The sequence below is a fragment of the Cellulophaga baltica genome (genome assembly GCF_018861125.1).
GTDB classification, from domain to species: Bacteria; Bacteroidota; Bacteroidia; order Flavobacteriales; family Flavobacteriaceae; genus Cellulophaga; species Cellulophaga baltica_A.
The window spans coordinates 42,278-65,936 of record NZ_JAHKQN010000024.1 but is presented as its reverse complement, the minus strand read 5'-3'; the positions used below and the strand labels follow the sequence as shown (position 1 = coordinate 65,936).

18 protein-coding genes are annotated in these 23,659 nt (G+C 31.4%); 15 read left to right on the top strand and 3 right to left on the bottom strand.

Going from position 1 to position 23,659, the window contains the following annotated elements; all coding sequences use genetic code 11:
* Window positions 1–176: 176 nt before the first annotated feature.
* The 8 genes from KO500_RS12680 (at window position 177) to KO500_RS12645 (ending at window position 11,670) form a co-directional block, all read left to right on the top strand.
* A complete protein-coding gene (locus tag KO500_RS12680) occupies window positions 177–3,389 on the top strand; it encodes a SusC/RagA family TonB-linked outer membrane protein (protein WP_215956922.1) in 3,213 nt (1,070 codons plus the stop codon).
* 6 nt (window positions 3,390–3,395) lie between these two features.
* Entirely contained in the window at window positions 3,396–4,970 is a 1,575-nt protein-coding gene (locus KO500_RS12675; RefSeq protein WP_215956921.1) for a RagB/SusD family nutrient uptake outer membrane protein, read from the top strand.
* Between the two features lie 12 nt (window positions 4,971–4,982).
* The gene (locus tag KO500_RS12670) at window positions 4,983–6,188 is read left to right on the top strand and encodes a PKD domain-containing protein (RefSeq protein WP_215956920.1); all 1,206 of its coding nucleotides are present in this window, start codon (window positions 4,983–4,985) and stop codon (window positions 6,186–6,188) included.
* Between the two features lie 23 nt (window positions 6,189–6,211).
* On the top strand, window positions 6,212–7,687 hold the full coding sequence (locus KO500_RS12665; RefSeq protein ID WP_215956919.1) for a PKD domain-containing protein: 1,476 nt from the start codon (window positions 6,212–6,214) through the stop codon (window positions 7,685–7,687).
* A gap of 53 nt (window positions 7,688–7,740) precedes the next feature.
* A complete protein-coding gene (locus tag KO500_RS12660; RefSeq protein WP_215956918.1) occupies window positions 7,741–8,658 on the top strand; it encodes a polysaccharide lyase family 7 protein in 918 nt (305 codons plus the stop codon).
* A 187-nt stretch (window positions 8,659–8,845) separates the two neighbouring features.
* The gene (locus KO500_RS12655) at window positions 8,846–9,553 is read left to right on the top strand and encodes a FadR/GntR family transcriptional regulator (RefSeq protein ID WP_215956917.1); all 708 of its coding nucleotides are present in this window, start codon (window positions 8,846–8,848) and stop codon (window positions 9,551–9,553) included.
* An 18-nt stretch (window positions 9,554–9,571) separates the two neighbouring features.
* Window positions 9,572–10,873, top strand: a complete 1,302-nt coding sequence (locus KO500_RS12650) for an MFS transporter (protein WP_215956916.1) — start codon at window positions 9,572–9,574, stop codon at window positions 10,871–10,873.
* Between the two features lie 35 nt (window positions 10,874–10,908).
* Complete coding sequence (locus KO500_RS12645) at window positions 10,909–11,670, top strand: SDR family NAD(P)-dependent oxidoreductase (protein ID WP_215956915.1); 762 nt, start codon at window positions 10,909–10,911, stop codon at window positions 11,668–11,670.
* Between the two features lie 56 nt (window positions 11,671–11,726).
* On the opposite strand, the gene KO500_RS12640 is transcribed toward KO500_RS12645, so the two are convergent.
* Window positions 11,727–12,746, bottom strand: a complete 1,020-nt coding sequence (locus KO500_RS12640) for a LacI family DNA-binding transcriptional regulator (protein ID WP_215956914.1) — start codon at window positions 12,744–12,746, stop codon at window positions 11,727–11,729.
* Window positions 12,747–12,895: 149 nt separating this feature from the next.
* Between KO500_RS12640 and KO500_RS12635 the strand changes: the two genes are divergently transcribed.
* The 5 genes from KO500_RS12635 (at window position 12,896) to KO500_RS12615 (ending at window position 19,393) form a co-directional block, all read left to right on the top strand.
* Window positions 12,896–13,942: a sugar kinase gene (locus tag KO500_RS12635; RefSeq protein ID WP_215956913.1), complete on the top strand. Its 1,047-nt coding sequence runs from the start codon at window positions 12,896–12,898 to the stop codon at window positions 13,940–13,942.
* A gap of 37 nt (window positions 13,943–13,979) precedes the next feature.
* Window positions 13,980–15,203: a 6-phosphofructokinase gene (locus tag KO500_RS12630; protein WP_215956912.1), complete on the top strand. Its 1,224-nt coding sequence runs from the start codon at window positions 13,980–13,982 to the stop codon at window positions 15,201–15,203.
* A 60-nt stretch (window positions 15,204–15,263) separates the two neighbouring features.
* Window positions 15,264–16,208, top strand: coding sequence for a tRNA dihydrouridine synthase (locus KO500_RS12625; RefSeq protein WP_215956911.1), 945 nt, complete (start codon window positions 15,264–15,266; stop codon window positions 16,206–16,208).
* Window positions 16,209–16,272: 64 nt separating this feature from the next.
* Entirely contained in the window at window positions 16,273–18,456 is a 2,184-nt protein-coding gene (locus KO500_RS12620) for a B12-binding domain-containing radical SAM protein (protein ID WP_215956910.1), read from the top strand.
* A gap of 79 nt (window positions 18,457–18,535) precedes the next feature.
* Entirely contained in the window at window positions 18,536–19,393 is an 858-nt protein-coding gene (locus KO500_RS12615) for a DMT family transporter (RefSeq protein WP_215956909.1), read from the top strand.
* Here the strand turns inward: KO500_RS12615 and KO500_RS12610 are convergent.
* Both KO500_RS12610 and KO500_RS12605 read right to left on the bottom strand, forming a co-directional pair.
* The gene (locus tag KO500_RS12610) at window positions 19,390–20,646 is read right to left on the bottom strand and encodes an OmpP1/FadL family transporter (RefSeq protein WP_215956908.1); all 1,257 of its coding nucleotides are present in this window, start codon (window positions 20,644–20,646) and stop codon (window positions 19,390–19,392) included. The two genes, KO500_RS12615 and KO500_RS12610, sit on opposite strands and share 4 nt — an antisense overlap.
* Window positions 20,633–21,961, bottom strand: a complete 1,329-nt coding sequence (locus KO500_RS12605; RefSeq protein WP_215956907.1) for a DUF4270 family protein — start codon at window positions 21,959–21,961, stop codon at window positions 20,633–20,635. The genes KO500_RS12610 and KO500_RS12605 overlap by 14 nt, the downstream gene beginning before the upstream one ends.
* Before the next feature lie 238 nt (window positions 21,962–22,199).
* On the opposite strand from KO500_RS12605, the gene KO500_RS12600 reads away from it, so the two are divergent.
* Both KO500_RS12600 and KO500_RS12595 read left to right on the top strand, forming a co-directional pair.
* Window positions 22,200–23,198, top strand: coding sequence for a Kelch repeat-containing protein (locus tag KO500_RS12600; protein WP_215956906.1), 999 nt, complete (start codon window positions 22,200–22,202; stop codon window positions 23,196–23,198).
* 105 nt (window positions 23,199–23,303) lie between these two features.
* A complete protein-coding gene (locus KO500_RS12595; protein WP_215956905.1) occupies window positions 23,304–23,657 on the top strand; it encodes a DUF4907 domain-containing protein in 354 nt (117 codons plus the stop codon).
* Window positions 23,658–23,659 lie beyond the last annotated feature (2 nt).

Sequence of the window (23,659 nt, the reverse complement as noted above, 5' to 3'; positions counted from 1 at the left end):
TGAGTGAATTTTAAACCTTATCCTTTTTACTTTATTGTTTTTCTTTTTTTAGAAAATATCAGAATTTAAGTTAGTAACTCAGGCTTATTTTTTGTTGTAAAGGGATGAATTATTTATATAGGTTTTTATCTGCCTATAAAACACGCTTATTAATTTTAACGTAACAAACTCAACAAATGAAATTAAAATCAAAACTTTTATTAATTGCAATTACGTTGCTTAACATCTCGCTTTATGCGCAAGACAGTTACCAGGTTTCTGGTGTTGTTTCAGATGAGAACAACGTTCCAATTCCGGGTGCAAATGTTGTTATCGCGGGAACAACAAAAGGTACATCTACAGATTTTGATGGTATTTACAAAATTACTGTCAAAAAAGATGATGTTTTACAATTCTCTTACATTGGGTACAAAGCTCAATCAGTAATTGTGGGAGCAGAAAAAACTATAAATGTTTCAATGGCCGAAGACTTAGCAGAGCTAGATGAAATTGTAGTAGTTGCTTATGGTGATCAGAAAAAGAAAAATGTAACAAGTGCTTTAACTAAAGTATCTAGTGACGATATTGAAAACGTAGCTGTTTCTCGTGTAGAAGATGCGCTTAGAGGTAAGGTTGCTGGTTTAAGAATACAAACAGTAGCTTCAGAAGCTGGTGGTGATCCAAAAATTACATTAAGAGGTCCTGGTTCAATTACAGGTTCTTCTTCTCCATTAATAGTTGTTGATGGTGTTGTTTTAGGTACAGATTCTGATATACTTGGTTCTATTGATAATAATAATATTGCTTCAATAAGTGTTTTAAAAGATGCTTCGTCAGTAGCAATTTATGGTTCACGTGGAGCAAATGGTGTAATATTGGTAACACTTAAAAAAGGTGTTGCAGGTAAAACAAGATTTTCATACAATACTTTTACAGGGTATAAGTATACTAATAAGAATACCAACTTTAATACTAATATTAGTCAAGAACGTTCTAGGTTAGATGGCTTACAAGATGTTGTTAGTGCAATTTCAGTTGACAGTGAAAATTATGATAGAATTAATGGAGATTACAATACTGCTTATGCTGAGCTTGAGGCAATGGATTTTATCGCTTCATTAGGTGGTGGTTGGACTAACTGGCAAGATGAAATTTTTAATGGAGGTGTAATTAGTAGTCACTCTTTATCAGTAAGAGGTGGTACAGAGTTAACTAGTTATACTGCATCCTTAGGATATCTTGATGATGAAGGTGTTGTGCTTACAGATAATTTTAAAAAGTATAATGCAAGGGTTAAAGTTGATAGTAAATCAAAAAATGGTAAAATTAAATTTGGTGCCAATATTCGTGCAAATTATAATGACCAAGTGAGAGTTCCGACTAGATTTACAGATCCATTAAGACAATATGGTCATATTCCATTGTATTTAAATGAAGATCATTTAGATTATATTACACAATCTGATCCAGGTGATGCAGGTTCTCAATTTGAGAATATAGGTGTTGGTAGTTATGGTTTTTCAAGAGCATTTGATCATGTATTTACAGTGTCTGATACTGACTCAAGATCAATCGCAAGAGATCCAAATACAGGTTTGCCATTAGTAAGTGATTTAACTTCAGGAGGTTTAACGTTATCTACTACTAAAAATGTACACCCATTAGTACATTATTTAGAAAGATCTAGATTAAAGAAAAAACTAAGTTTAAATGCATCTTCTTATTTTGATGTAAAATTAGCAAAAGGTCTTAATTTCAGACAAGGTATTTCTGGAGTATTCAGAACAACAACAACTACAGAGGCTGACTTCTTGTTGGGTCAAGAAAATAGAGAACAAGAATCTTACCGTTTAGAAAGAAGAGATGAGTTAAACCAATATGCTATTGAATCTATATTAAAATACAATACTAGTTTGGGTAAGCATAATTTAAACTCAGTACTTGGTTTTGAATTTACACAAAGAGATTTTTACAGGCAAGAATCTGAAGCTGTTGGTTTTACGAATGATTTTAATAATAATATAGCACTTGCAGATGGTGGTACTACATATACAGATAACGGAACTGATAAGTTGGTGTCTTATTTTGGTAGAGTAGATTATAACTACGATGAAAAATATTTATTACAAGTGTCTGCTCGTACTGATGGAAGTACAAGATTTGGTCAAAATTCTAGATTTGGATTTTTCCCGGCAGCTTCTGCAGGTTGGGTAATGTCAAATGAGGATTTCTTATCTTCAAGTGATTTTGTAACCTTTTTAAAAGTTAGAGCTAGTTATGGTGTTTCTGGTTCAAATCAAATTTCAAACGACGTTTACGAATCATTGTACAGGTTTGAAGAAACATTTAGTACAATTGGTTATAACAACCAAACAGGTGTAAAAGCTACAACTTTAGCTAATGAAAATTTAGGTTGGGAAAGTTTAATAGAATTTAACCCTGGAGTTGATGTAACTTTTGGTAGAGGTTTAATTAATTTTTCAGCTGATTATTATACAAGAACCAGTAAAGATTTAATTCTTTTTGCTCCCGTTGCAGCAACTTATGGTACTGATAACTGGTTACAGAATATAGGTGAGGTTAAAAACGAGGGTGTAGAATTAGAGTTAAATGCTAGAGTATTATCAAATGAGAATTTTAGCTGGATTGCTGGTGGTAATTTTGCTTTAAATAGAAACATTGTTAAAAACTTAGGTAATAATGATCAAATTATTTCTAGTATTGACCAAGATACAAGACCAACAGAATTTATTGCTAAGGTTGGACAACCAATTACATCATTTTATGGATGGGTTTATGATAGAGAAATTCCTTTAGAGTGGGTAGATAATCCGTTTAATAGATTTAATAATGATTTTGCAGATGTTTATGTAAAAGATTTAAATAACGATGGTGTTATTGACGATGAAGATAGAACTGAGTTAGGTAGTCCTTATCCTGATTTTACTTGGGGTTTCAATTCTGATTTTACATATAATGATTTTGATTTCTCATTGCAATGGCAAGGTTCTCATGGAGCAGAAGTTAGAGTGGCAGATTTAGATCAATTGTATTATGCTAGCGAATCTGCGGTAAATGAAGTTGCTAATTTCCCTGATGCTGATTTAACAGTTCATAGAAGATTTACAGACGATCACATTCAAGATGCTTCATTTGTAGCTTTAAGAAATGTAACCTTAGGTTTTTCTTTTCCAAAGAAATTTACAGAAAAAAATAAGTTTGATAAACTTAGATTTTATATAACAGGTGAAAACCTATTATTCTTTACAGCTAAAGGTTATGAAGGTTTTAATCCTGAGGCAGCTGGACAAACATCTAACAATGCCAATACGCCATTAACGGCTGGTTACCAAAGAGGTGATGGACCAGTAGTTAGAACAATTTCAGCAGGTATTAACTTCCAATTTTAATTAGTTATGAAAAAGATATATAAAAATATAATAGTTTGTTTTTCATTTGCGACTTTATTAACCAGTTGTGAGGAAGAACTAGATTTAAGTAACCCAACAGCACTTTCAAATGAAGAGTTACTTCAAACAGATGACGGTTTTGAATTTTTGGCAAACGGTGTTTTAGATGCGTATCAAAAAATACCAGCTAATGAATTTTTGTTAACAGAGTTAAGGTCTGACAATGTTAGAGCAAATTCTGAAAACGGAAACTTCCCAGCGATAAATGCATATAATGTTGATGCTAATAATGGAGATGTGTCTTCATATTACTCTAATAATATGTCAACTATTAAACATGCAAATACAATTATTGATAGTCGTTTTTTAGTTCCTGAAGATCAGCAGTACGTAGTTGGTGAAGCTTATTTTATGAGGGCTTTATGTCACTTTAACCTTGTGAGAGCATATCAAAATGTTCCTTTTATTGACAAAGTTTTAGATGTTAATACTGAAGAAGCCTTAGATTATCCTCAATTACCTGAAGCTGAAGTTTACGAAAAGATTATTGATGATTTCAAAACTTCAATTGCTTATTTAAATGGTGTTGAACAAAATAGATACAGACCTTCAGAAGGGGCAGCTATTACTTTTGCAGCTAAGGCTTATTTAAGTCAACCTAATCCTGATTATACTGAGGCTGAACTTTTACTAGCATCAGTTGTAGAAAATAGTTCTTCATATGGCTATAGTCTTATCTATACAGAAAGAGCAAATGCAGAGAACTTTGATCTAGATCCTGATGTTATTACTGATGATGAGTACAATGCTAATTTGGTTATAGATTATGGTGAAGTATTTGGTAATAGTATTTCAGACGGATATTCTGATGGAGTTTTAGAAGGTACATGGTCTAATAATGATGCTTTAGAGATTAATGACGAAGTTATATTTTCAATTGCTTACGATTTAGTTAGTAGTGATAATTATGTTACTAGTGATAGTGGTTTAGATGATCAAGTTGAAACAGACTCTGAGTCTCATAGTTTTGCTATGACATTACAAGGTCCTTCTAATGGTGTAAATATAGCAACACTTGACTTTTTAGAAGTTATGAACCCTGAATTACAACCAGTACGTTTCTACGCAAGTATTGATGCATTATCATATGATCCTACAGATGAAACAAACGATACTTTTAATGCTAAATTTCCAACAGATGGTGAAATTGGTGATAATGATTGGATTGTTTTAAGGTATGCAGATGTTTTGTTGCTTTATGCTGAAGCTATTTTAGCAGGTGGAAATAGTACAACAGATTCTAGAGCTATTGATGCTTTTAACCTTGTTAGGCAAAGAGCAGGTCTTGAAGAAGTTGTGAACTTAACTAAAGATGAGTTATTAGAAGAAAGAAGAGTTGAGTTTGTATATGAAAATCAACGTTTATATGATCTAATAAGATTTGGTGAAGCTGATAATGTTTTAACAGCATTTTCAAATGCAAACAGTTTGTTTTACACTAGTGAAAAGAAGTACCTTCCTTTTCCACAGACCGAGATTGACAATTTACCAGGTTTCTACATTCAAAATAGTGGATATTAAAAAATTATAATTATGAAAAAATATTTATATACATTAAAATACATGGTTTTAGGTGCATTTGTATCTCTAACTTCTTGTGTCAGTGATGATTTAGCTGATGTAGGTGATCTGGAAGATATTACAGGTCCAACACCTTTTTATTCTGTAACTGATGTTACGACTTCAGAATTTGATTGTAATGACGTTGAATTAGCTGCTAATTATGATTTTAATTTTTTAGCAGGTTCAAATTTAGCCGTAAACGGTACTAATTACGAATGGAGCATAGAACCTTCTGAAGGTGTTTCTTTGATTAATAAAGACTTGCCAATTCTTGAACTTTTAATTGATGCTGAATTAGCAGAAGTTGTCGCCCTAGAAGAGGATATTGCTGCTATAGAATTTAAGTTGCCTTGTGAAACTGATCAAGATGTAATTGATGTAATGGAAGCTGAATTAGCTGCGCTAGAAGAATCTTTATTAGATGCTGAAGCATCACTTTCTGACGAAACATTAGCAAATGTAGCTGCATTAGAAACTCAAATTCAAGAATTAGAGGCAGGTACTTTAAATGATAGAGAAATAATTTTCTCATTCCCTGAACCCGGTACTTATACTGTTGGTTTAACAGTAACTGATAACTTAGGTAAATCAGCTTCAACAGAACAAATTATTACGGTTAATCAAGCTGTGCCAACAATTCCAGTTCCTGAAATTGGAGAGCCAGGATTTGAAGTTGGAACCTTATTTGATGGTTCAGGGGATGGAAGAGATTCTTGGAGAGTTCCTAGTAATGCAGATTGGAGTCCAACTACAGGGGGTACAACTGTTATTCAGATTAATGCACCTACTAATGAAAGTGATTTAGCGGCTTTGCCAGAAGGAGTACAGGCTGCTAAATTACCAGCTTCAGGGGATAGAGTTATTTATCAAGAGATAGAGGTTTCCCAAGGCGTAACATATGTGCTAACTTATTTTTCAGCTTTTTCTTTGGATACAGATTTTGGTGAAGTAACAGTTTCTATTTTAAACCCTAATACTTCAACTTATGCAGAATCTAAATTAGAAGAAAATATTCTTGCAACTAGAACAGATACGAGTGTAGGAAGAACTGAAAATGTTTTTCAAAAACATGCAATTACATTTGAAGCAGGGGAGAATGAATCTGTTATAATTTATGGAACTGTTGCTGGAGATGAAGTTAGGTTAGATGCTTTTGATATAATAGTAAAACAATAAGTTATACATTAAAATTTAATATTATGAATTATAAATTAATAAATAAATATCAAGGTAGTATTGCTTTGTTATTTCTGTTCACATTTACTTTAGTGTCTTGTTTTGATACAGGTTATGAAGAATTTGAACCACCAACAGGGAATGTAAACAACATAGAACCCAATACACTTTTTACTGTAAGTTCTAGTGCTGAAGATGATTTAGCATTGGTGTTTAGAAGTTACTCAACTGACGCTGTTTCTTATAATTGGGATTTTGGTGATGGTAATACATCAACAGAAGCTAACCCTGACTATACTTATAGTACAGGAGGTTTGTATACCGTTAAATTAACAACAACTAGTTCTGATGGTTTAACAGCAGTAGATTCATCTGATGTTTCACCTGTGTTTATAGATTTTGATTTTTCTATAGTTGATTCAGAAGTTTCTTTTGAAAATTTAAGTTCTGGTGCTAGTGAATTAGAGTGGGATTTTGGAGATGGAGAAGTTGTTAGTTGGAATTCAGTTGAAGACACTGAAGAAGATGCTAATTTTAGTCCTACTCATATTTATTCAAGTGAAGATGTATTTGTGGCTACATTAACAATAACTAATTTTTTAGGAGAAGAAGTTTCATTGTCTAAAAATATTGAAGGTTTAGTGTTGTCTACAGTACCAGATTTTTCTTTTACAACATCTTCTTTAACTGCTGAATTTACAGATGAATCAATTTTAGCAGTATCTTATAGTTGGGATTTTGGCGATGGTAATACATCAACAGAAATGAACCCTATACACATTTTTGCAGCTGACGGAACTTATGATGTTACTTTAACTACAGAGAATGAAGCGGGAGTTTCAAAAAGTGTTACTAAAGCAGTTCCTGTAGGAGGAGTTGAGGCTACTTTTGCTGCTGTTGTTCTAAATGGGACAGGTGATGAATATACTACTGAAACTGGAGATAATGCTGATGCTTGGGATATGACACCTAATAGTACTGTTGTTGATAATTCAGGAGCTACAATAGATAGTCCGTATAGAGCAATTTGGAGAAATACTGACTTAAATGATTATATAGATGCTACTTACTGCACAGATGAACAGCCAGGGTCAACAAGTGATGGTAACTTTGTAGATGGAGTAAAAACTAGAGGTTTAAAATTTGATGATCCATGTCGCAGACTTTATCAGGTTGTAGCTGTAGAGCCTGGTGTTGAATATACATTTACTATACAAACTCGTTCTGAAGCAGAAGGTATTAATACAGAGGTTTGGATTTTAAATACAGAAATCACGACTGAGGTTGGAATAGATGATTTTGCAGACGCTTATGTTAATATTACAAATGATTTTAATCCGGATAAAAGTAGTTCAAGTGTTGATAATTTCACAACAACAACATTTCAATTTACAGCTTCGTCAGATATAGCTGTAATATATGTAAGAGCTTTAGGTGCTGTTGATAGTAGTACAGATGTATTTATAGATAATATTGATATTATTACTCCTGGTTTTTAAATTTAGCACACTAGTTGTATTAGAATTAAAAGAATTATAAAATTGAATTGCAGATGAATTTCCGAAATGAAATAGTAAGCTTTTTAATAATAGCATTTCTTTCTGTAACCGCTACTTCACAAGTAAGTGAGAGTAGCGTTGCAGAATCGGATGTTAAAATTGAAAAGAAAAAGAAGAAGAAGAAAAGGAATAAAAAAGTAAGATTACCTAATATAGATTTAAGTCATTGGAAAGTTACACTTCCAGTTACTAATGAAAAGGGAAAACCTTATAATATTGAACCGCCTGAAATTTTAGATTTTGCTAATAATGAGATTGCTAAACCTTATATGTATATAGATTCTACGAAAGGTTCTATAGTGTTTCACTCAATGCCAACTGATTCTAAAACGGCAAATACAAAGTATACGCGTTCAGAATTAAGAGAGCAAATGGTTCCTGGTAATAATAACGTGAACTGGACTTTTGCAGATGGAGCATATATGAAAGGCAAAATTTCTATGGAAGAGACAAGCAGAGATTCAAATGGAAAATACCATAGAACAATTATTATGCAAATTCATGGTAGGTTGACCAATGAGCAAAGAGATTTAATTGGTGAAGATGATAATAATGCGCCACCAATTTTAAAAATTTATTGGGATAAAGGTAAAATTAGAGTAAAGACTAAGGTTTTGAAAAATTTAAATGCAACTTACGAAGAAATGTTGCATGATGATGCTTGGGATGATGATGAAGGTTTCAATTTTGAGCAAAAAGTTGATTTTAGAAAATTTGTTCTTGAAGTGAAAATATCAGACGGCAAGATGGTTATCGTTTTAAATGGTAACGAATATAAAGTTTATGAAGGTATCCATATTAAAAAATGGGGTGTTTTTGAAAATTATTTTAAAGCAGGAAATTACTTTCAATCAAGAGATAAGGGTGCTTATTCAAAGGTTAATATCTATGAATTAGAAGTATCGCATTAAAATTTGCATAAAATATTTATTTAATTTTTAGGCATAAACTCTTGGGAATAAGTTATATACATTTATTGTTATTTTAACAAGATTTTTTATTTTTTTTTGAATTAAATAATCTTTTTTTGTTAAAAATTTTTTTTATAGTTTTGGGAAACCAATCTGGTTAACCAATTTTCAAGAATGTTTTAGGAGTATGAAATTAGAAATTGTTACAAAATCAGATCAAAATGATATTCAAAATCAAATTATTTTGAATATTAAGGAGTTAATCAGCTTTAAAAATTTAGAACCAGGAGATAAATTGCCTTCAGAACGAATGCTCTCAGAAAAGTTTGGAGTAAGTAGAAGTAACATTAGAGAGGCTATTCGAAAATTAGAATTTTACGGGATTTTAGTTTCTAAACCTCAAAGTGGAACTTTTATAGCAGAAATTGGAACGGTTGCAATGGATGGAATGTTAAATGACATCTTAAATTTAGAAGATCCAGATTTTAAATCACTTGTAGAAACTAGAATTTTACTTGAATTGAAAACAGTAAGGTTGGCTTCTTTAAGAAGAACAGATGAAGATTTAAAAAAAATACGTGAAGCTTTAGAAGCTTATGCTGAAAAAGTTGAGAATGGTGAAGATGCTGTACAAGAAGATTTGCTTTTTCATTTAGCAATTGCGAATGCAAGTGGTAATAGCACAATGAATACATTTATGTTAATCATTACACCAGAAATTATTACAAATTTTGAAAAATATCATGTTTGTGACTCTAATCAATCTGTAAGAGGTATTAAAGAACATGAAGAAATTTACAAAGCAATTGAATCTCAAAACCCTCAATTAGCAAAAGAAAAAATGAAAATTCACTTTGGTACATTATATCAATACTGCTACCATTCTGATAAATAATAAATTAATTTATTGAATATGAAAGTAAAAGGATTACGATGGTGGGTTGTAGGTCTTGTGGCTCTAGCTGCAATTGTAAATTATATTGATAGACAAGCTTTTGGTGCTTTGTGGCCTGATATTGCAAATGAATTATTTCCAGAGATGGATAAAGACGGACATAAAGCTATTTATGGTACAATATCAACAATTTTTATACTATCCTATGCTGGAGGTCAAGCTCTTTTTGGTAAGATTTTCGATTGGATAGGTACTAGAATAGGTTTTGCGTTATCAATAGGAGTATGGTCTATTGCCACACTATTACATGCTTTTGCTCAAGGTATGTTATCATTTTCTATATTCAGATCTATTTTAGGTATTGCTGAAGCAGGAAATTGGCCTGGTGCAGCTAAAGCAAATGCGGAATGGTTTCCAACTAACGAAAGAGCTCTTGCTCAAGGTATCTTTAATTCAGGGGCTGCTATAGGTGGTATAGTGGCATATCCAGTAATTGGATTATTATCATATTATTTTGATTGGAAAGCAATTTTTATCGTAGTAGCTGTACTTGGTTTTTTATGGTTACTTCCTTGGTTATTTGTAGTTAAAGGTGATCCAAAAAATCACCCATGGCTATCAGATGATGAAAAAAAATATATTCTTTCAGGTCAAAGAAATCAAGATATAGATAAAGATGGTAACTATGATGAAGGTTACACGCCAACTACATCTCAATTATTTAAACATAAAGAAAGCTGGGGAGTAATTATTGCATCTGCGGCAATTGATCCTATTTGGTGGTTATTTATAGTTTGGATTCCTCTTTACTTGTCTGAAGTTTTTGGTATGGACGTGAAACAAATTGCATTTTCTGCATGGGTACCTTATGTAGGTGCTATGATTGGAGCGATATTTGGTGGTTTACTTGCTAAAAATAGAATAAAAGCAGGTTGGTCTGTAGATAAAACACGAAAGATGACAATCACTTTAGGTATTGCATTGATGATTCCTTGTTTCTTTCTTTTAAAAGCACCTGGAACGGCAATGAATGCAGTAATTATTATGGCTGTATTGCTTTTTGGATTTCAAGTTGCAATTGGAAATATTCAAACATTACCAAGTGATTTATACAGTGGAAAAATAGTTGGTACCTTATCGGGTTTTGCTGGAATGGCTGCTAAACTAGGTGCGGCAGGACTTACTGCATTAGTTACTTTTATAACAACCGGTGGTAATTATACTCCTGCATTTTTAATTGGAGGAACACTAGCTGTAATAGCATTGGTGGCTGTTTGGGTATTATGTCCTAAAATTGAGCCTTTAAAAGCTAACAAATAAAATAAAATATTATAACAATCACTAAATAAATAAAAATGAGTTCAGAAAAAAAAGTTGCTATTGTTACCGGTGCAACCGGAGGTATAGGATTTGAAGTAGCAAAAAGATTAGGAAAAGACGGATATACGGTTATTTTAAATGGTATTGAAGATGAAATAGGAGCAGAAAGAGTTAAGGAATTGACTGCAGAAGGTATTACTGCTGAATATTACGGTTTTGATGTTACTAAAGAAGAAGAGGTAGTGTCAAATATCACTAAAATTGGTGAAAAATACGGTAGAATTGATGTTCTTGTAAATAATGCTGGTGGTTTAGGTGGTAGATCTAGATTTGAAGAAATGACAACTGAATTTTATAGATTTGTTATGGCTTTAAACTTAGATTCTGTATTCTTTGCTTCAAGAGCTGCAATCCCTTATTTGAAAAATGGAGAGCATCCTTCAATTATTAACTATACATCTAATGCAGGTTGGACTGCAGGTGGTCCTGGTGCAGGAATTTACGGTACTTCTAAAGCAGGTGTTCATGCAATTACTAGAGCTTTAGCTAAAGATTTAGCTGAATACAGCATTAGAGTTAACGCAGTATCTCCTGGTACTATTGATACTCCTTTCCATGCACAAATTAAATCTACTAAACCAGAAGTTTTTGCTTCTTGGGCTAACAATATTATGTTAGGAAGATTAGGTCAGCCAGAAGATGTTGCTGGTGTTGTTTCTTTCTTAGCTAGTAAAGATGCTGCATTTATTACAGCAGAAACTATCCAAATTGGTGGTGGTCAAGCTTTAGGTATCTAATAAATACTAGAATATAATTTATAATAAGCGTATTTGTTTTGTGCAAATACGCTTATTTATTTTTTAGAAGAATCTCTAATAATTAGAGCAGCATCTAAAATTATTTTATTTAAGTTTTGAGTTACAGTAGTTTTTTCTACATGATCTAAAAAACTCTTCGCAGCAAGTTTTCCTATTTCTTCACTATGTTGTTTTACGCTAGTAATAGTAGGGGTAACCATAGCGGTAAAAGGTTCGTTACCAAAACCTACTAAAGCAATATCTTCAGGAATTTTAATTTTTTTTTCATTCAAAACTTGAAGTGCACCTAAGCTGGCATAATCACCAGCAATATATACAGCATCTGGTCTGTTTTCAAGTGCTAACAATTCTAACATTTTATTTCTGCCATCTTCAGTAGTTAAGCTACTCTCTAGCAAAAGTTCGTTATCTAAAGGTAAATTATGTTTTTTTAAAGCATCAACATAACCTTTAATTCTGTTGTTAAAAATTCGAGTTCGTTTAAATCCTCCAATATGTGCGATACGTTTGCATCCTCTTTCAACCAAATGGTTTACAATCATATGACTGCTTTCGTAATCGTTAATTCCAATATAATCTACGTTTAAATCATTTTCACCTCTATCAAATAATATTAAAGGAATTCCTTTAGACTTTATTTTTTCATAGAAAGATAAATCTACAGTTTCATTGGCCATTGAAGCGATAATACCATCTACTTGAGTATATAAAAGCGTGTCTATATTTTTACATTCTTTTTCAAAAGATTCATTTGATTGGGTAATTATAATATTATAACCAGCTTTATTAAGTACAGCTTCAATATTTTCAATAACAGAAGAGAAAAAATTGCTATTAGTTTTAGGTACAATAACACCAACTAAATTACTTTTCCCTCTTCTTAAGGCGCTGGCTAGGTGGTTCGGTTGGTAGTTTAGCTCTTTGGCTACTCTTTTTACGGCTTCTTTAGTCTTTGCACTAATACGTGAATCATCATTCAGGGCTTTAGAAACTGCCGCTGGTGAAATGCTTAAAACATTTGCTATGTCTTTTATCGTTATTCTTTTTTTTTTCACCTAAAGTTGTTTATATTTGTTTAAACGATTAAGCAAAAATAGTATATTTAACAATAGCAATCAAAACATTCGTGTTTTGATTTATTTTTAAAAACTGGCTTAAACGATTAAGCAAAAAATATTTATAATTAATTAAATTAATATTCAGAATGAAAAAAGTAGTAACATTCGGAGAAATAATGTTAAGATTGGCTCCTCAAGGTTTTTTAAGATTTTCACAAGCATCTAACTTTGATGTTGTTTACGGTGGTGGAGAATCAAACGTTGCAGTTTCTTTAGCAAATTATGGTGTTCCAGTTGATTTTGTTACAAGATTACCAAAGAACGACATTGGTGAATGTGCAATGATGGAAATGCGTAAAAGAGGTGTTGGTGTTGATAAAATCGTTTACGGTGGAGATCGTTTAGGTATTTATTTCTTAGAAACTGGTGCTGTAAGTAGAGGTAGTAAAGTTGTTTATGATAGAGCTCATTCTGCTATTTCTGATATTAAGCCAGGTATGGTTGATTGGAAAGCGGCTTTTAAAGATGTTGCTTGGTTTCACTGGACTGGTATTACACCAGCAATCTCTCAAGGTGCTGCAGATGCTTGTTTAGAAGCTGTGAAAGTGGCTAGTGAAATGGGTGTTACAATTTCTACAGATTTAAACTATAGAGCTAAATTATGGACGTACTGTGATGATGCTCATAGAGAAAAAGTTATGACAGAATTGACTGCATATTGTGATGTTGTTTTAGGTAATGAAGAAGATGCTGAAAAGCATTTCGGAATTCACCCTGAAGGTTTAGATGTTCATAAACACGGTCATGATGTTAAAGCTGAAGCTTTCTTATCTGTTTGTAAGCAAATGATGGAGAAATTTCCAAAAGCTAAAAAAGTTATTACCACTTTAAGAGGTTCAATTTCTGCTTCACACAATACATGGGCTGGTGTTTTATATGATGGTAAAAAAATGTATGAAACGCGTCAGTACCAAATTACTGATATTGTTGATAGAGTAGGTGGTGGTGATTCATTTATGGGAGGTTTAATCTACGGATTATTAAAGTATCCTGAAGATGATCAAAATGCACTTGATTTTGCTGTTGCTGCTTCTTGTTTGAAACATACAATTAAAGGTGACGCTAACTTAGTTACAGTTTCAGAAGTTGAAAAACTAATGGGAGGTGATGCTTCAGGTAGAGTTGCTAGATAATTAAAAATAAATAACTTAACCAAATTTCATATATAATATGTCGGCTCAAAAATCAATTCTAATTTTCTGTGGTGGAGGCCCTGCTCCAGGAATTAATGCTGTAATTAGTACTGTTGCTAAAATTTTTCTTAAAGATGGATATCGCGTACTAGGTTTGCATGAAGGGTTTAAAGGAATTTTTTCTGAAGAACCTCGAATTAAAGAATTTGATTTTGATCACGCCGATCGTATTTTTAGTAGAGGTGGTTCAACATTAATTATGAGTAGGTTTAAACCTACTGATGAAAAGTTGAATACTAAACTTTTTTTAGATAACAATGTAAAACTGTTGGTAAGTATAGGTGGTGATGACACCGCCTCTACTGCCAATAGAATTACAGGTTATTTACAAGACGAAAACATTGCTATTTCGAATATTCACGTTCCAAAGACTATCGATAACGATCTACCATTACCTGATCGCAATCCTACTTTTGGTTTTCACTCTGCTAAAGATGAAGGTGTTCGTATAGGTAATACTACTTATGAAGATGCTCGTACAAGCCAAAACTGGTTTGTAATGAGTACAATGGGGCGTTCTGCAGGGCATTTGGCTTTTGGTATTGCAACTAGTTGTCACTTTCCAATGTTAGTTATTCCTGAAATGTTTGATGACACAGACATCACTTTTGAAAAGGTTGTTAATTTAATCATCTCATCAATCGTAAAAAGAAAAATTGAAAACATTCATTACGGTGTGGCTTTAATTAGTGAAGGTGTTTTCCATATTTTACCAGATTCTGAATTAGATAAATGTGATATTAATTTTACATATGATGCACATGGCCATCCAGAACTTGGTAACGTTAGTAAATCACATATTTTTAATATGTTATTGCAGACAAAATTAAAAGAAATAGGACTTGATATTAAGAGTAGACCTGTTGAACTTGGTTATGAACTACGTTGTTGTAGACCTATTGGTTTTGATCTTACCTTATGTACTTTATTAGGTTTAGGTGTTAAAAAAATGTTTGATGAAGGTATTAGCGGTTGTATCGTTTCTGCTAATTCTAAAGGTGAAGTTACGCCATTATATTTATCTGATTTAAAAGGTGAAGATGGTAAAATTGCTCCAAGGTTAGTAAATGTGAATTCAGAATTTGCACAACTTTGCTTCCAAAATTTACATTATATACAAGAGTCAGATTACGAAGCAGCTAAAAAGTACCTTGATAATCCTGAGGATTACGATTTCAATAAAATTTTGAATAGAAGCTAATTAATTTAAAGCACATAGTATGAAAACAAGTTGCTACATTTGTAGCCAATTTTATGTCTAATGAGTTTTAAACTTTTATCATCACCCTTACAAGGTTTTACAGATTTTCGTTTTCGAAATGCATTTCATCATTATTTTGGGGGAATAGATACTTTCTATGCGCCATATATTCGTTTAGATGGTAAATTTAAAATTAAATCATCTTACCAAAGAGATTTGCAATTAGAAAATAATACAACGCTAGATGTTATTCCACAGGTGATGACGAACGATGCTGATGAATTCTTATTTGTTGTAAAATATATTCAAGAGCTTGGTTATAAAGAGTTAAATTGGAATTTGGGTTGCCCTTATCCTATGGTCACTAAACGTGGCATGGGTTCCGGTTTGGTTAAAGAAGCATCTAAAATAGATCATATTTTAGATCGTGTTCATTCTGAAACCGATGTTGTTGTTTCTATGAAAATGCGTATGGGCTATGATAATAGTGATGAGATTTTAGACACGCTACCCATTCTTGAAAAATACCCCATTAAGAATATAGCTATTCATGCCAGAATAGGAAAACAACTTTACAAAGGAGGTGTAGATTTAGATGCTTTTCAGCGTTGTATTGATTATACAAAACATACATTGTATTATAATGGAGATATTACAACAGTTTCTAGGTTTAAAGAAATGCAGGAACGTTTCCCAAGTATCAATCATTGGATGATTGGTAGAGGCTTAATTGCAGATCCGTTTTTGCCAAGTATGATAAAAGCTAATACTACAGAGTACCCTGAAAATAGATTAGTGGTTTTTAAAGAATTTCATGACACTATTTATAAACAATATGATGAATTTTTATCAGGGCCAACACCTATAAAAATGAAAATGTTAGGTTTTTGGGAATTCTTTTCACAATCATTCTCTAATCCTCAGAAAACATATAAGGCTATTAAAAAGGCAAGTAATCCTGTTGCTTATAAAAATGCAGTGAGCGAAATTTTAAAGAAAGAATGAGTAATTAAATAAGTTGTTTTTATAGTTAAGCTTACCTTTGTTTATTCATATGTAACAACCTAATTTGAAAGAACTTTTACTTATAACGCCACCTTTTACACAATTAAATACGCCGTACCCTGCAACTGCATATTTAAAAGGTTTTTTAAATACGAAAAACATAACGAGTTTTCAGTTAGATTTAGGTATAGAAGTAATTTTAAATTTATTTTCGAAAAAAGAATTTACTAAGATTTTTAATTATGCGTTTGAAAATGAAACTATAGTTTCTGAAAATTGCGAACGTATATATGCTTTAAGAGATTCTTATTTAAAAACAATAGATGTAGTAATTGCATTTTTACAGGGAAAAAATGAAACTTTTGCACGTCAAATTTGTACTGAAGGTTTTTTGCCTGAAGCTTCAAGGTTTGAACAATTGGATGATTTAGATTGGGCTTTTGGAGCAATGGGAATGCAAGATAAAGCTAAACATTTAGCTACATTGTACTTAGAAGATTTATCAGACTTTATAGTAGAATGTATCGATGATAATTTTGGATTCAGTAGATATGCCGAACGTTTAGGGAGAAGTGCTAATTCATTTGATGAATTGTATGCTAAGTTACAAGAAGAACCAACGTATATTGATGTAATTAGTTTAAGAATTTTAGAGGACCATATTCAAAAGCAACAATCAAAATTGGTATGTTTTTCAATCCCTTTCCCTGGTAATTTATATAGTGCTTTTAGATGTGCTCAATATATTAAAAATAAGTACCCTGAGGTAAAAATAGCAATGGGAGGTGGATTCCCAAATACGGAATTACGTTCTATTACAGACAAAAGAGTTTTTGACTTTTTTGATTATATAACACTTGATGATGGAGAATTACCAATAGAATTGTTAGTTAACTCAATTAAGACAAAATTAAGAGAATTTAAACGCACTTTTCTACTTGAAGATGATGTTGTAGTTTTTAAAAATAATAGTACTAAGCCAGATTATAAACAAAGTGAGGTTGGTACACCTGATTATTCTGATTTATTATTAGATAATTATGTGTCTGTAATAGAGATTGCTAATCCAATGCATAGTTTGTGGAGTGATGGTAGGTGGAACAAACTAACCATGGCTCATGGTTGTTATTGGGGTAAATGTACATTTTGTGATATTTCATTAGATTATATCAAAATTTATGAGCCTATTGCCGCAACTATTCTTGTAGATCGGATGGAGCAATTAATTGAGCAGACAGGTGAGAATGGTTTTCATTTTGTAGATGAAGCGGCGCCTCCGTCATTAATGAAAGCTTTAGCTTTAGAAATAATAAAGAGAGATCTAACGGTTACGTGGTGGACAAATATTCGTTTTGAGAAAAATTTTACGAGTGATTTGTGTCAATTGTTTAAAGCATCAGGTTGTATAGCCGTGTCTGGTGGTTTAGAAGTGGCTTCAGATAGACTTTTAAAATTAATAGATAAAGGTGTAACAGTTGCACAAGTTGCTCAAGTGACTCAAAATTTTACTGAAGCAAATATTATGGTACATTCTTATTTAATGTACGGATATCCTACACAAACAGTACAAGAAACAGTTGATAGTTTAGAAATGGTACGTCAATTGTTTAAGTTGGGAGTGTTACAATCTGGTTTTTGGCATCAATTTGCCTTAACTGCGCATAGTCCTGTTGGCATTAACCCATCTGAATATGGTATTGTACCTGATGTTAAAGAAATTACATTTGCAAATAATGATATTGATTTTAAGGATTCAACAGGTATTGATCACAGTAAGTTTAGCTATGGTTTAAAAAAATCATTATTTAATTATATGCACGGTATTGGATTTGAAATTCCATTGCAAGATTGGTTCGATTTTAAAATACCTAAGTCAAAAATCAAATTTAATTACATTGAAAATTGCTTGAATGTGCAGCCTGAATTTAATATAAAACCTAACGTTAAAATAGTTTGGCTTGGTAGTCTACCTTTGGTTGAGGAATATAAAAAATCTAAAAAAGGGCAAACTTGGGAGCTTTTAAAATTAACTTTTCATCATAAAAGAACTATTACAGTAATTAATTTAAATAAAGATGAAGGGGAGTGGTTTATAAATCAATTAGAGTATTTATTGCCGACTAATGAAAAGCTGTCGTCATTTAAAAATCTGAAAACTGATTTTGAAAAAAGCTTTAATAATTTTGAGCTTTTTTGGTTTTCTAAACCGATTAATACATTAAAAAAAGTAGGACTCTTAACAGTATAACAAACTAAAGTTTTGTAAATGAATAGTTTATAATTTTACTTTTATTCAAATTAATATTTTAAAATAAAAATACTTTTAAATGGATATAAAAAAAGCACTAGGTTTTATGATATTAAGTACAATGTCATTCACTTTAATGAATACTATTGTAAAATATCTTGTGCATATACCTGCTTATGAAATTGTGTTTTTTAGATCATTAGGTACTTTGGTTTTAACCATGTCTTATTTATTAAAAAATAAAATATCAATTTTAGGAAATAAGCGTAAACTTTTAATTTTAAGAGGTGTAGTAGGTGTGACATCAATGACTTTATTTTTTATGTCTCTTAAATACTTATCTATAGGTACAGCAGTTTCATTACGATATATAGCTCCAATTTTTGCTGCGGTTTTTGCTATATTTTTACTAAAAGAAAAAATTAAACCAATGCAATGGTTGTTTTTTGGAATAGCTTTTAGTGGTGTTTTAATTTTAAAAGGTTTTGATGGAGAAGTAAATAATACAGGTCTATTGTTAATACTAATAGCTGCATTTTTTAGCGGACTTGTTTATGTTTTAATTGGTAAAATAGGAAAACAAGATCACCCAGTTGTCGTTGTAAATTATTTTATGTTTATAGCAACCTTAGTTGGTGGTACACTTATGATTTTCGATTGGAAAACACCAGAAGGCATTGAATGGATATTACTATCGGTAATAGGTATCTTTGGTTACTTTGGTCAATTGTATATGACAAAAGCTTTTCAATTAGCAACAACAACACAAGTTGCACCATTAAAATACTTAGAAGTATTGTTTACAGTAGTAGTTGGTTTGTTTTGGTTTAATGAAGTATATACTTTGTGGAGTGTATTGGGTATGGTAATGATTATTGGTGGTCTTATTTTAAATGCACTTTATAAAAATAAGACCACCATGAAAAAGAAAATTTAATTAATTTTTCTTTTTCTAAACCATAAATCTTCTAAACTCATGTTTAAAGTTATAACATGGTAATTCTCTTTAACTAAAACTGTTTCTACACGACCTTTTGAACTGTAGCTGTATGATAAGTTAATTATTGAGTTACTACGTAAACTTAATGGTAAACCAAGACCAGTAGTTATGCTATAGCCATCAATCTTTTGTTCATTGATTTCTAAATAACCATTATCGTAATTAAAACCAAGTCTATAATTGATACGGTCTTTGTATTTGTAACTCTTTTTATTTTTGATATACTCAAGTCCAAAACCTACAATATCTTGATCTACATAAGTTCCAGCTTCATCTTCTTGATCTGTTGAACTCCAATAATTTTTTCTATAGTCAAGACTAACAGTGTATTTATCTTTTAATTTGGCACTAACACCCATACCAACTTCAAGAGGTAGGCTAAAATTATCAGCATCTGTTTCAACTTCATCTTCTACTGTTATTTCGAAACCTGATACAGTTTTTACAGCAGAACGCGTCATATCACCTTTTAAAGTGGTAGGGAGGTTCATAATACTTCCGAAAGTAATATTTTCTGTTGGGTCAAATTGCAAACCTAGACCAAATCTTACACCTGTGTAATTTGTAGTTTCAGTTAATTCAAATGTACTACTACTAATTGCAATTAATTCTTCTTGGTCAATACTTCCAAAAAGAAAAGATGTACTAAGACCAACTCTTAATTGATCCATTACGTTGTAACCTAGGTTTAATTTTAAATCACTTAAAGAACCAATTCCAGTAACATAACTCAGGTAAGTATCTGTACTACCTTCAATATTAGACTCTTCGCTTAAAACGGAATAGCCTACATCACTATAAGGAACCATAGATATACCCGCACCTAACCCTTCTGCAATTCTAAATGCAAATGCTAAATTAGAGAAATTTACAGTAGTATTTGTATCATCTGAAGTTGAATTAGAATACTTATTTATTTCAGCATTCATACCAATGTCATAAAAAAATGAATTTTGTGGTATTGATCCAAAGTTTGCAGGGTTTAGGTTGTTTATTTCTGAATTTGAACTTATACCAATTCCAGTATACCCTAAACTATTAGATTTGCCAATACTTGTCTGGTTAATAACGCCTAAACCGTATAAAGAATATGGTGAGCTGGTAAGCGCTTCTGATTGAGCAAAACCATTGAATGAGCAAAAGAACAAACCTAAAGCTAAACCTAAATATTTTATTTTAGTCTTCGTCATCGTAAACAGCATATGTAAGTTCAAGGGTTGTAGTATAATTTGTTTTTGTAATTCCATTTAGTATTGTTCTGTCAACAGTTGTTGTATAATCTGACGGGAAAAATATTAACTCTTCATCAAGAGTTGAGCCATTAGTTAAAATTTCTTCAATAAAACTAGTAATTGTCACTTCATAATAAATATCACCAAATTCCTCTTCATCTGTATTTAATGTTGCTGTAATTGAAGTAGAGCCATCAAAATAAGTTGGTGTACCTGATATATCATTGTTTTTATCTACAGTATAAATAAGTAATGATTCAGGTAATTCTAATTCATCAGAATAAGAACCAATAACAGGGTATATTTTTAAAGTAGCTTCTAGTATTGTTCCTAAACCACCAACATTATTTATGGTTTCAATAAATGGAAATGATAATTTTGTGGCAATACCAACTCCTGATTGCATGTAGGTTTGATTATTACTATCAGATTCATCTAACTCTACCTCTACATCGGTTAATGTTTGTAAATCTTCAATAGCATTAACAGAACTAATTTGATTAAATAGTGGATTTGGAGATTCAACTGTATTTAAAGAAAAATCTATATAGTAATCATCAAAATCATCTTCATCAGATATTGAATAATATAATCTAAATATACTTTCAGTTGTAAACCCTATAACAGCCCCATTATCATCATCATCAGGTTGAAAAGTTAAACCTTTGAAAAATGCAGCAAATTCATCGTAAGTTGAAATTTCATCTTCTTGAAATTTTTCAAAAAATTCAAGTCCAAAATCATCGTTAAGTCTAATTTCTAATGAATCTGTAGAAAAAGGTCTAGGCGAAAAAACAGCAAAACCGACTTCGTCCTCTTCAGATTTTACTGTACTAGTATTGTAAAAGTAATCATCATCATCAGGGTCAAAATTTTCAGTAAGCTTTCTTATGTGAATAGTATTTGTAAGAGTTGTATCATTATAATAATATTCATCATAATCTAAAAACATTATAATACTATCAAATCTTGCATCATCATCAATTTCATAAGAACTTGGTATAAAACCCATATAGTTAGCGGCTTTAACTTCACCGAAAACAGGGTCAGTATATTTGCCTACTAACATTCTATCTGGGCTAGAAGTGATAATACTGTCAAATTTGATTGTGGACATGTAAATTGTATTTGTGTCAACTACAACTACATTTGTTGAAGAGTTAGTAAAAAATTCTCCTGCTACAAAATCCGTGTCATATATAGTGCTATCTGAACAGGAAATTATGAGCGTAAGTAAAAAAATGATATTGAAATACCATAATAATTTTTTCATGTAAATAATTTTATTCAATAAAAGTATAAGAGTCTACATTAATGTGTAGACCCGAATAGACAAAACTATATTTTTTTTAGACAAATACCTAAATTTTAAATATAAAAACTAAAGTCTTGTTGGTCGATTAAATTTGCTAGTTGATATGTTAAATATGTTGTTTTATCTATTCTGTTTCCTATACGGCAACACGCTAAGTAATTTTGTATTTCTTATAAAAACACAAAAAGAATTTCGTATGAAAAAAATAGAATATCGATTTAGAATACTGTCATTGTTTTTTATGGCTACTCTTTTATTAACTAGTTGTTCAAATGATGATGATGATGATGATGGTAACTGGGTAGATATGTCTACGTTTGATGGTAGTCCTAGAAGTGGTACTGCATACTTTACAATTAATGATGTAGGTTACATTGGTGCTGGTTACGATGGAGATGATTATCTAAATTCTTTTTGGTCATATGACTTTGCTGGTAACTTTTGGTCTCAAAAAGCTGATTTTTTAGGAAGTGAAAGAAGTTCTGCTGCCGGTTTTCAAGTAGACGGAACTGGGTATATTGGTTCTGGATATAATGAAACAGAATATGAATTATATGATTTTTACTCTTATAATACAGGTACAAATACTTGGACTCAAATTGCAAGTTTACCAGAAACTGAAGCACGTAGAGGAGCTGTAGCTTTTGGTATTAATGGTGCAGGATATTTTGGTACTGGTAATGATGGTGATAACGATTTAAAAGATTTTTGGAAATATACACCTGGTACTGATACTTGGGCTGAATTAGAAGGTTTTGGTGGAGATAAAAGAGTTAATGCTGTAACTTTTACAATTAATGATCTAGTATATTTAGGCACAGGTATTTCTAGTGGTTCTTACCCTACTGATTTTTGGTATTTTGATCCTTCTACAGAAACATGGACTGAATTATTAGAATTAGATGAAGAAGATGATTATGCTATAACAAGAGATAATGCTGTTGCATTTAATTTAAACGGTTATGGTTATATAGCTACTGGAGATAGAAGTGGTGCTACGACAAGTGTATGGGAATATGACCCTTCTGATGATACTTGGGATGATAAAACTAGTTTTGAAGGTACATCTAGAGAAGGTGCTGTAGCATTTACTAATGGTAGTAGAGCTTTTGTTGGACTAGGAAAATCAGGTACCTTATACCTTGATGATTTAGATGAATTCTTTCCTTTTGATGAATATGATGACGAAGATTAATTCATGATATTGTTTCATGATTAATATAAAAATATATTTCAAATTATAATAAAATAGGCCTGTCTTAAAACGCAGGCCTATTTTATCTTTAATACGTTTTCTTTTATGAAAAATATAAAGAAAATCCTTTTAGGAGTTCTATTATTAGTAGGTGTAATTTTTCTTGTAATGTACTTATCAACTAAGCCTGTTGAAACGCAAACTGAAATTTCTAAAGTTCCTACAACTACTGAAGTTTTTGAAGTTGAAAATGGATATGGCTATATAATAAAAGCTAATAATAAAGTGCTTATTAAGCAAAGTATTATTCCTGCAGTTCAAGGTAATATTCCTTTTAAAACAGAAGAAGAAGCTTTGTTAATTGGAAAATTAGTTGAAAATAAATTGAAAACTAAAAAAAATCCTTTTGTAACTATAGAGGAACTTTCTGAATTAAATATTGATATTTCTAAGGAATAATA

What these genes read in the sequence shown, in the direction of transcription:
- KO500_RS12625 (WP_215956911.1), top strand. Translation starts at nt 15,264, where the DNA reads ATGAGTTTTAAACTTTTATCATCACCCTTACAAGGTTTTACAGATTTT.
- KO500_RS12665 (WP_215956919.1), top strand. Translation starts at nt 6,212, where the DNA reads ATGAATTATAAATTAATAAATAAATATCAAGGTAGTATTGCTTTGTTA.
- KO500_RS12615 (WP_215956909.1), top strand. Translation starts at nt 18,536, where the DNA reads ATGGATATAAAAAAAGCACTAGGTTTTATGATATTAAGTACAATGTCA.
- KO500_RS12635 (WP_215956913.1), top strand. Translation starts at nt 12,896, where the DNA reads ATGAAAAAAGTAGTAACATTCGGAGAAATAATGTTAAGATTGGCTCCT.
- KO500_RS12675 (WP_215956921.1), top strand. Translation starts at nt 3,396, where the DNA reads ATGAAAAAGATATATAAAAATATAATAGTTTGTTTTTCATTTGCGACT.
- KO500_RS12610 (WP_215956908.1), bottom strand. Translation starts at nt 20,646, where the DNA reads ATGACGAAGACTAAAATAAAATATTTAGGTTTAGCTTTAGGTTTGTTC.
- KO500_RS12670 (WP_215956920.1), top strand. Translation starts at nt 4,983, where the DNA reads ATGAAAAAATATTTATATACATTAAAATACATGGTTTTAGGTGCATTT.
- KO500_RS12650 (WP_215956916.1), top strand. Translation starts at nt 9,572, where the DNA reads ATGAAAGTAAAAGGATTACGATGGTGGGTTGTAGGTCTTGTGGCTCTA.
- KO500_RS12595 (WP_215956905.1), top strand. Translation starts at nt 23,304, where the DNA reads ATGAAAAATATAAAGAAAATCCTTTTAGGAGTTCTATTATTAGTAGGT.
- KO500_RS12655 (WP_215956917.1), top strand. Translation starts at nt 8,846, where the DNA reads ATGAAATTAGAAATTGTTACAAAATCAGATCAAAATGATATTCAAAAT.
- KO500_RS12600 (WP_215956906.1), top strand. Translation starts at nt 22,200, where the DNA reads ATGAAAAAAATAGAATATCGATTTAGAATACTGTCATTGTTTTTTATG.
- KO500_RS12660 (WP_215956918.1), top strand. Translation starts at nt 7,741, where the DNA reads ATGAATTTCCGAAATGAAATAGTAAGCTTTTTAATAATAGCATTTCTT.
- KO500_RS12605 (WP_215956907.1), bottom strand. Translation starts at nt 21,961, where the DNA reads ATGAAAAAATTATTATGGTATTTCAATATCATTTTTTTACTTACGCTC.
- KO500_RS12630 (WP_215956912.1), top strand. Translation starts at nt 13,980, where the DNA reads ATGTCGGCTCAAAAATCAATTCTAATTTTCTGTGGTGGAGGCCCTGCT.
- KO500_RS12645 (WP_215956915.1), top strand. Translation starts at nt 10,909, where the DNA reads ATGAGTTCAGAAAAAAAAGTTGCTATTGTTACCGGTGCAACCGGAGGT.
- KO500_RS12680 (WP_215956922.1), top strand. Translation starts at nt 177, where the DNA reads ATGAAATTAAAATCAAAACTTTTATTAATTGCAATTACGTTGCTTAAC.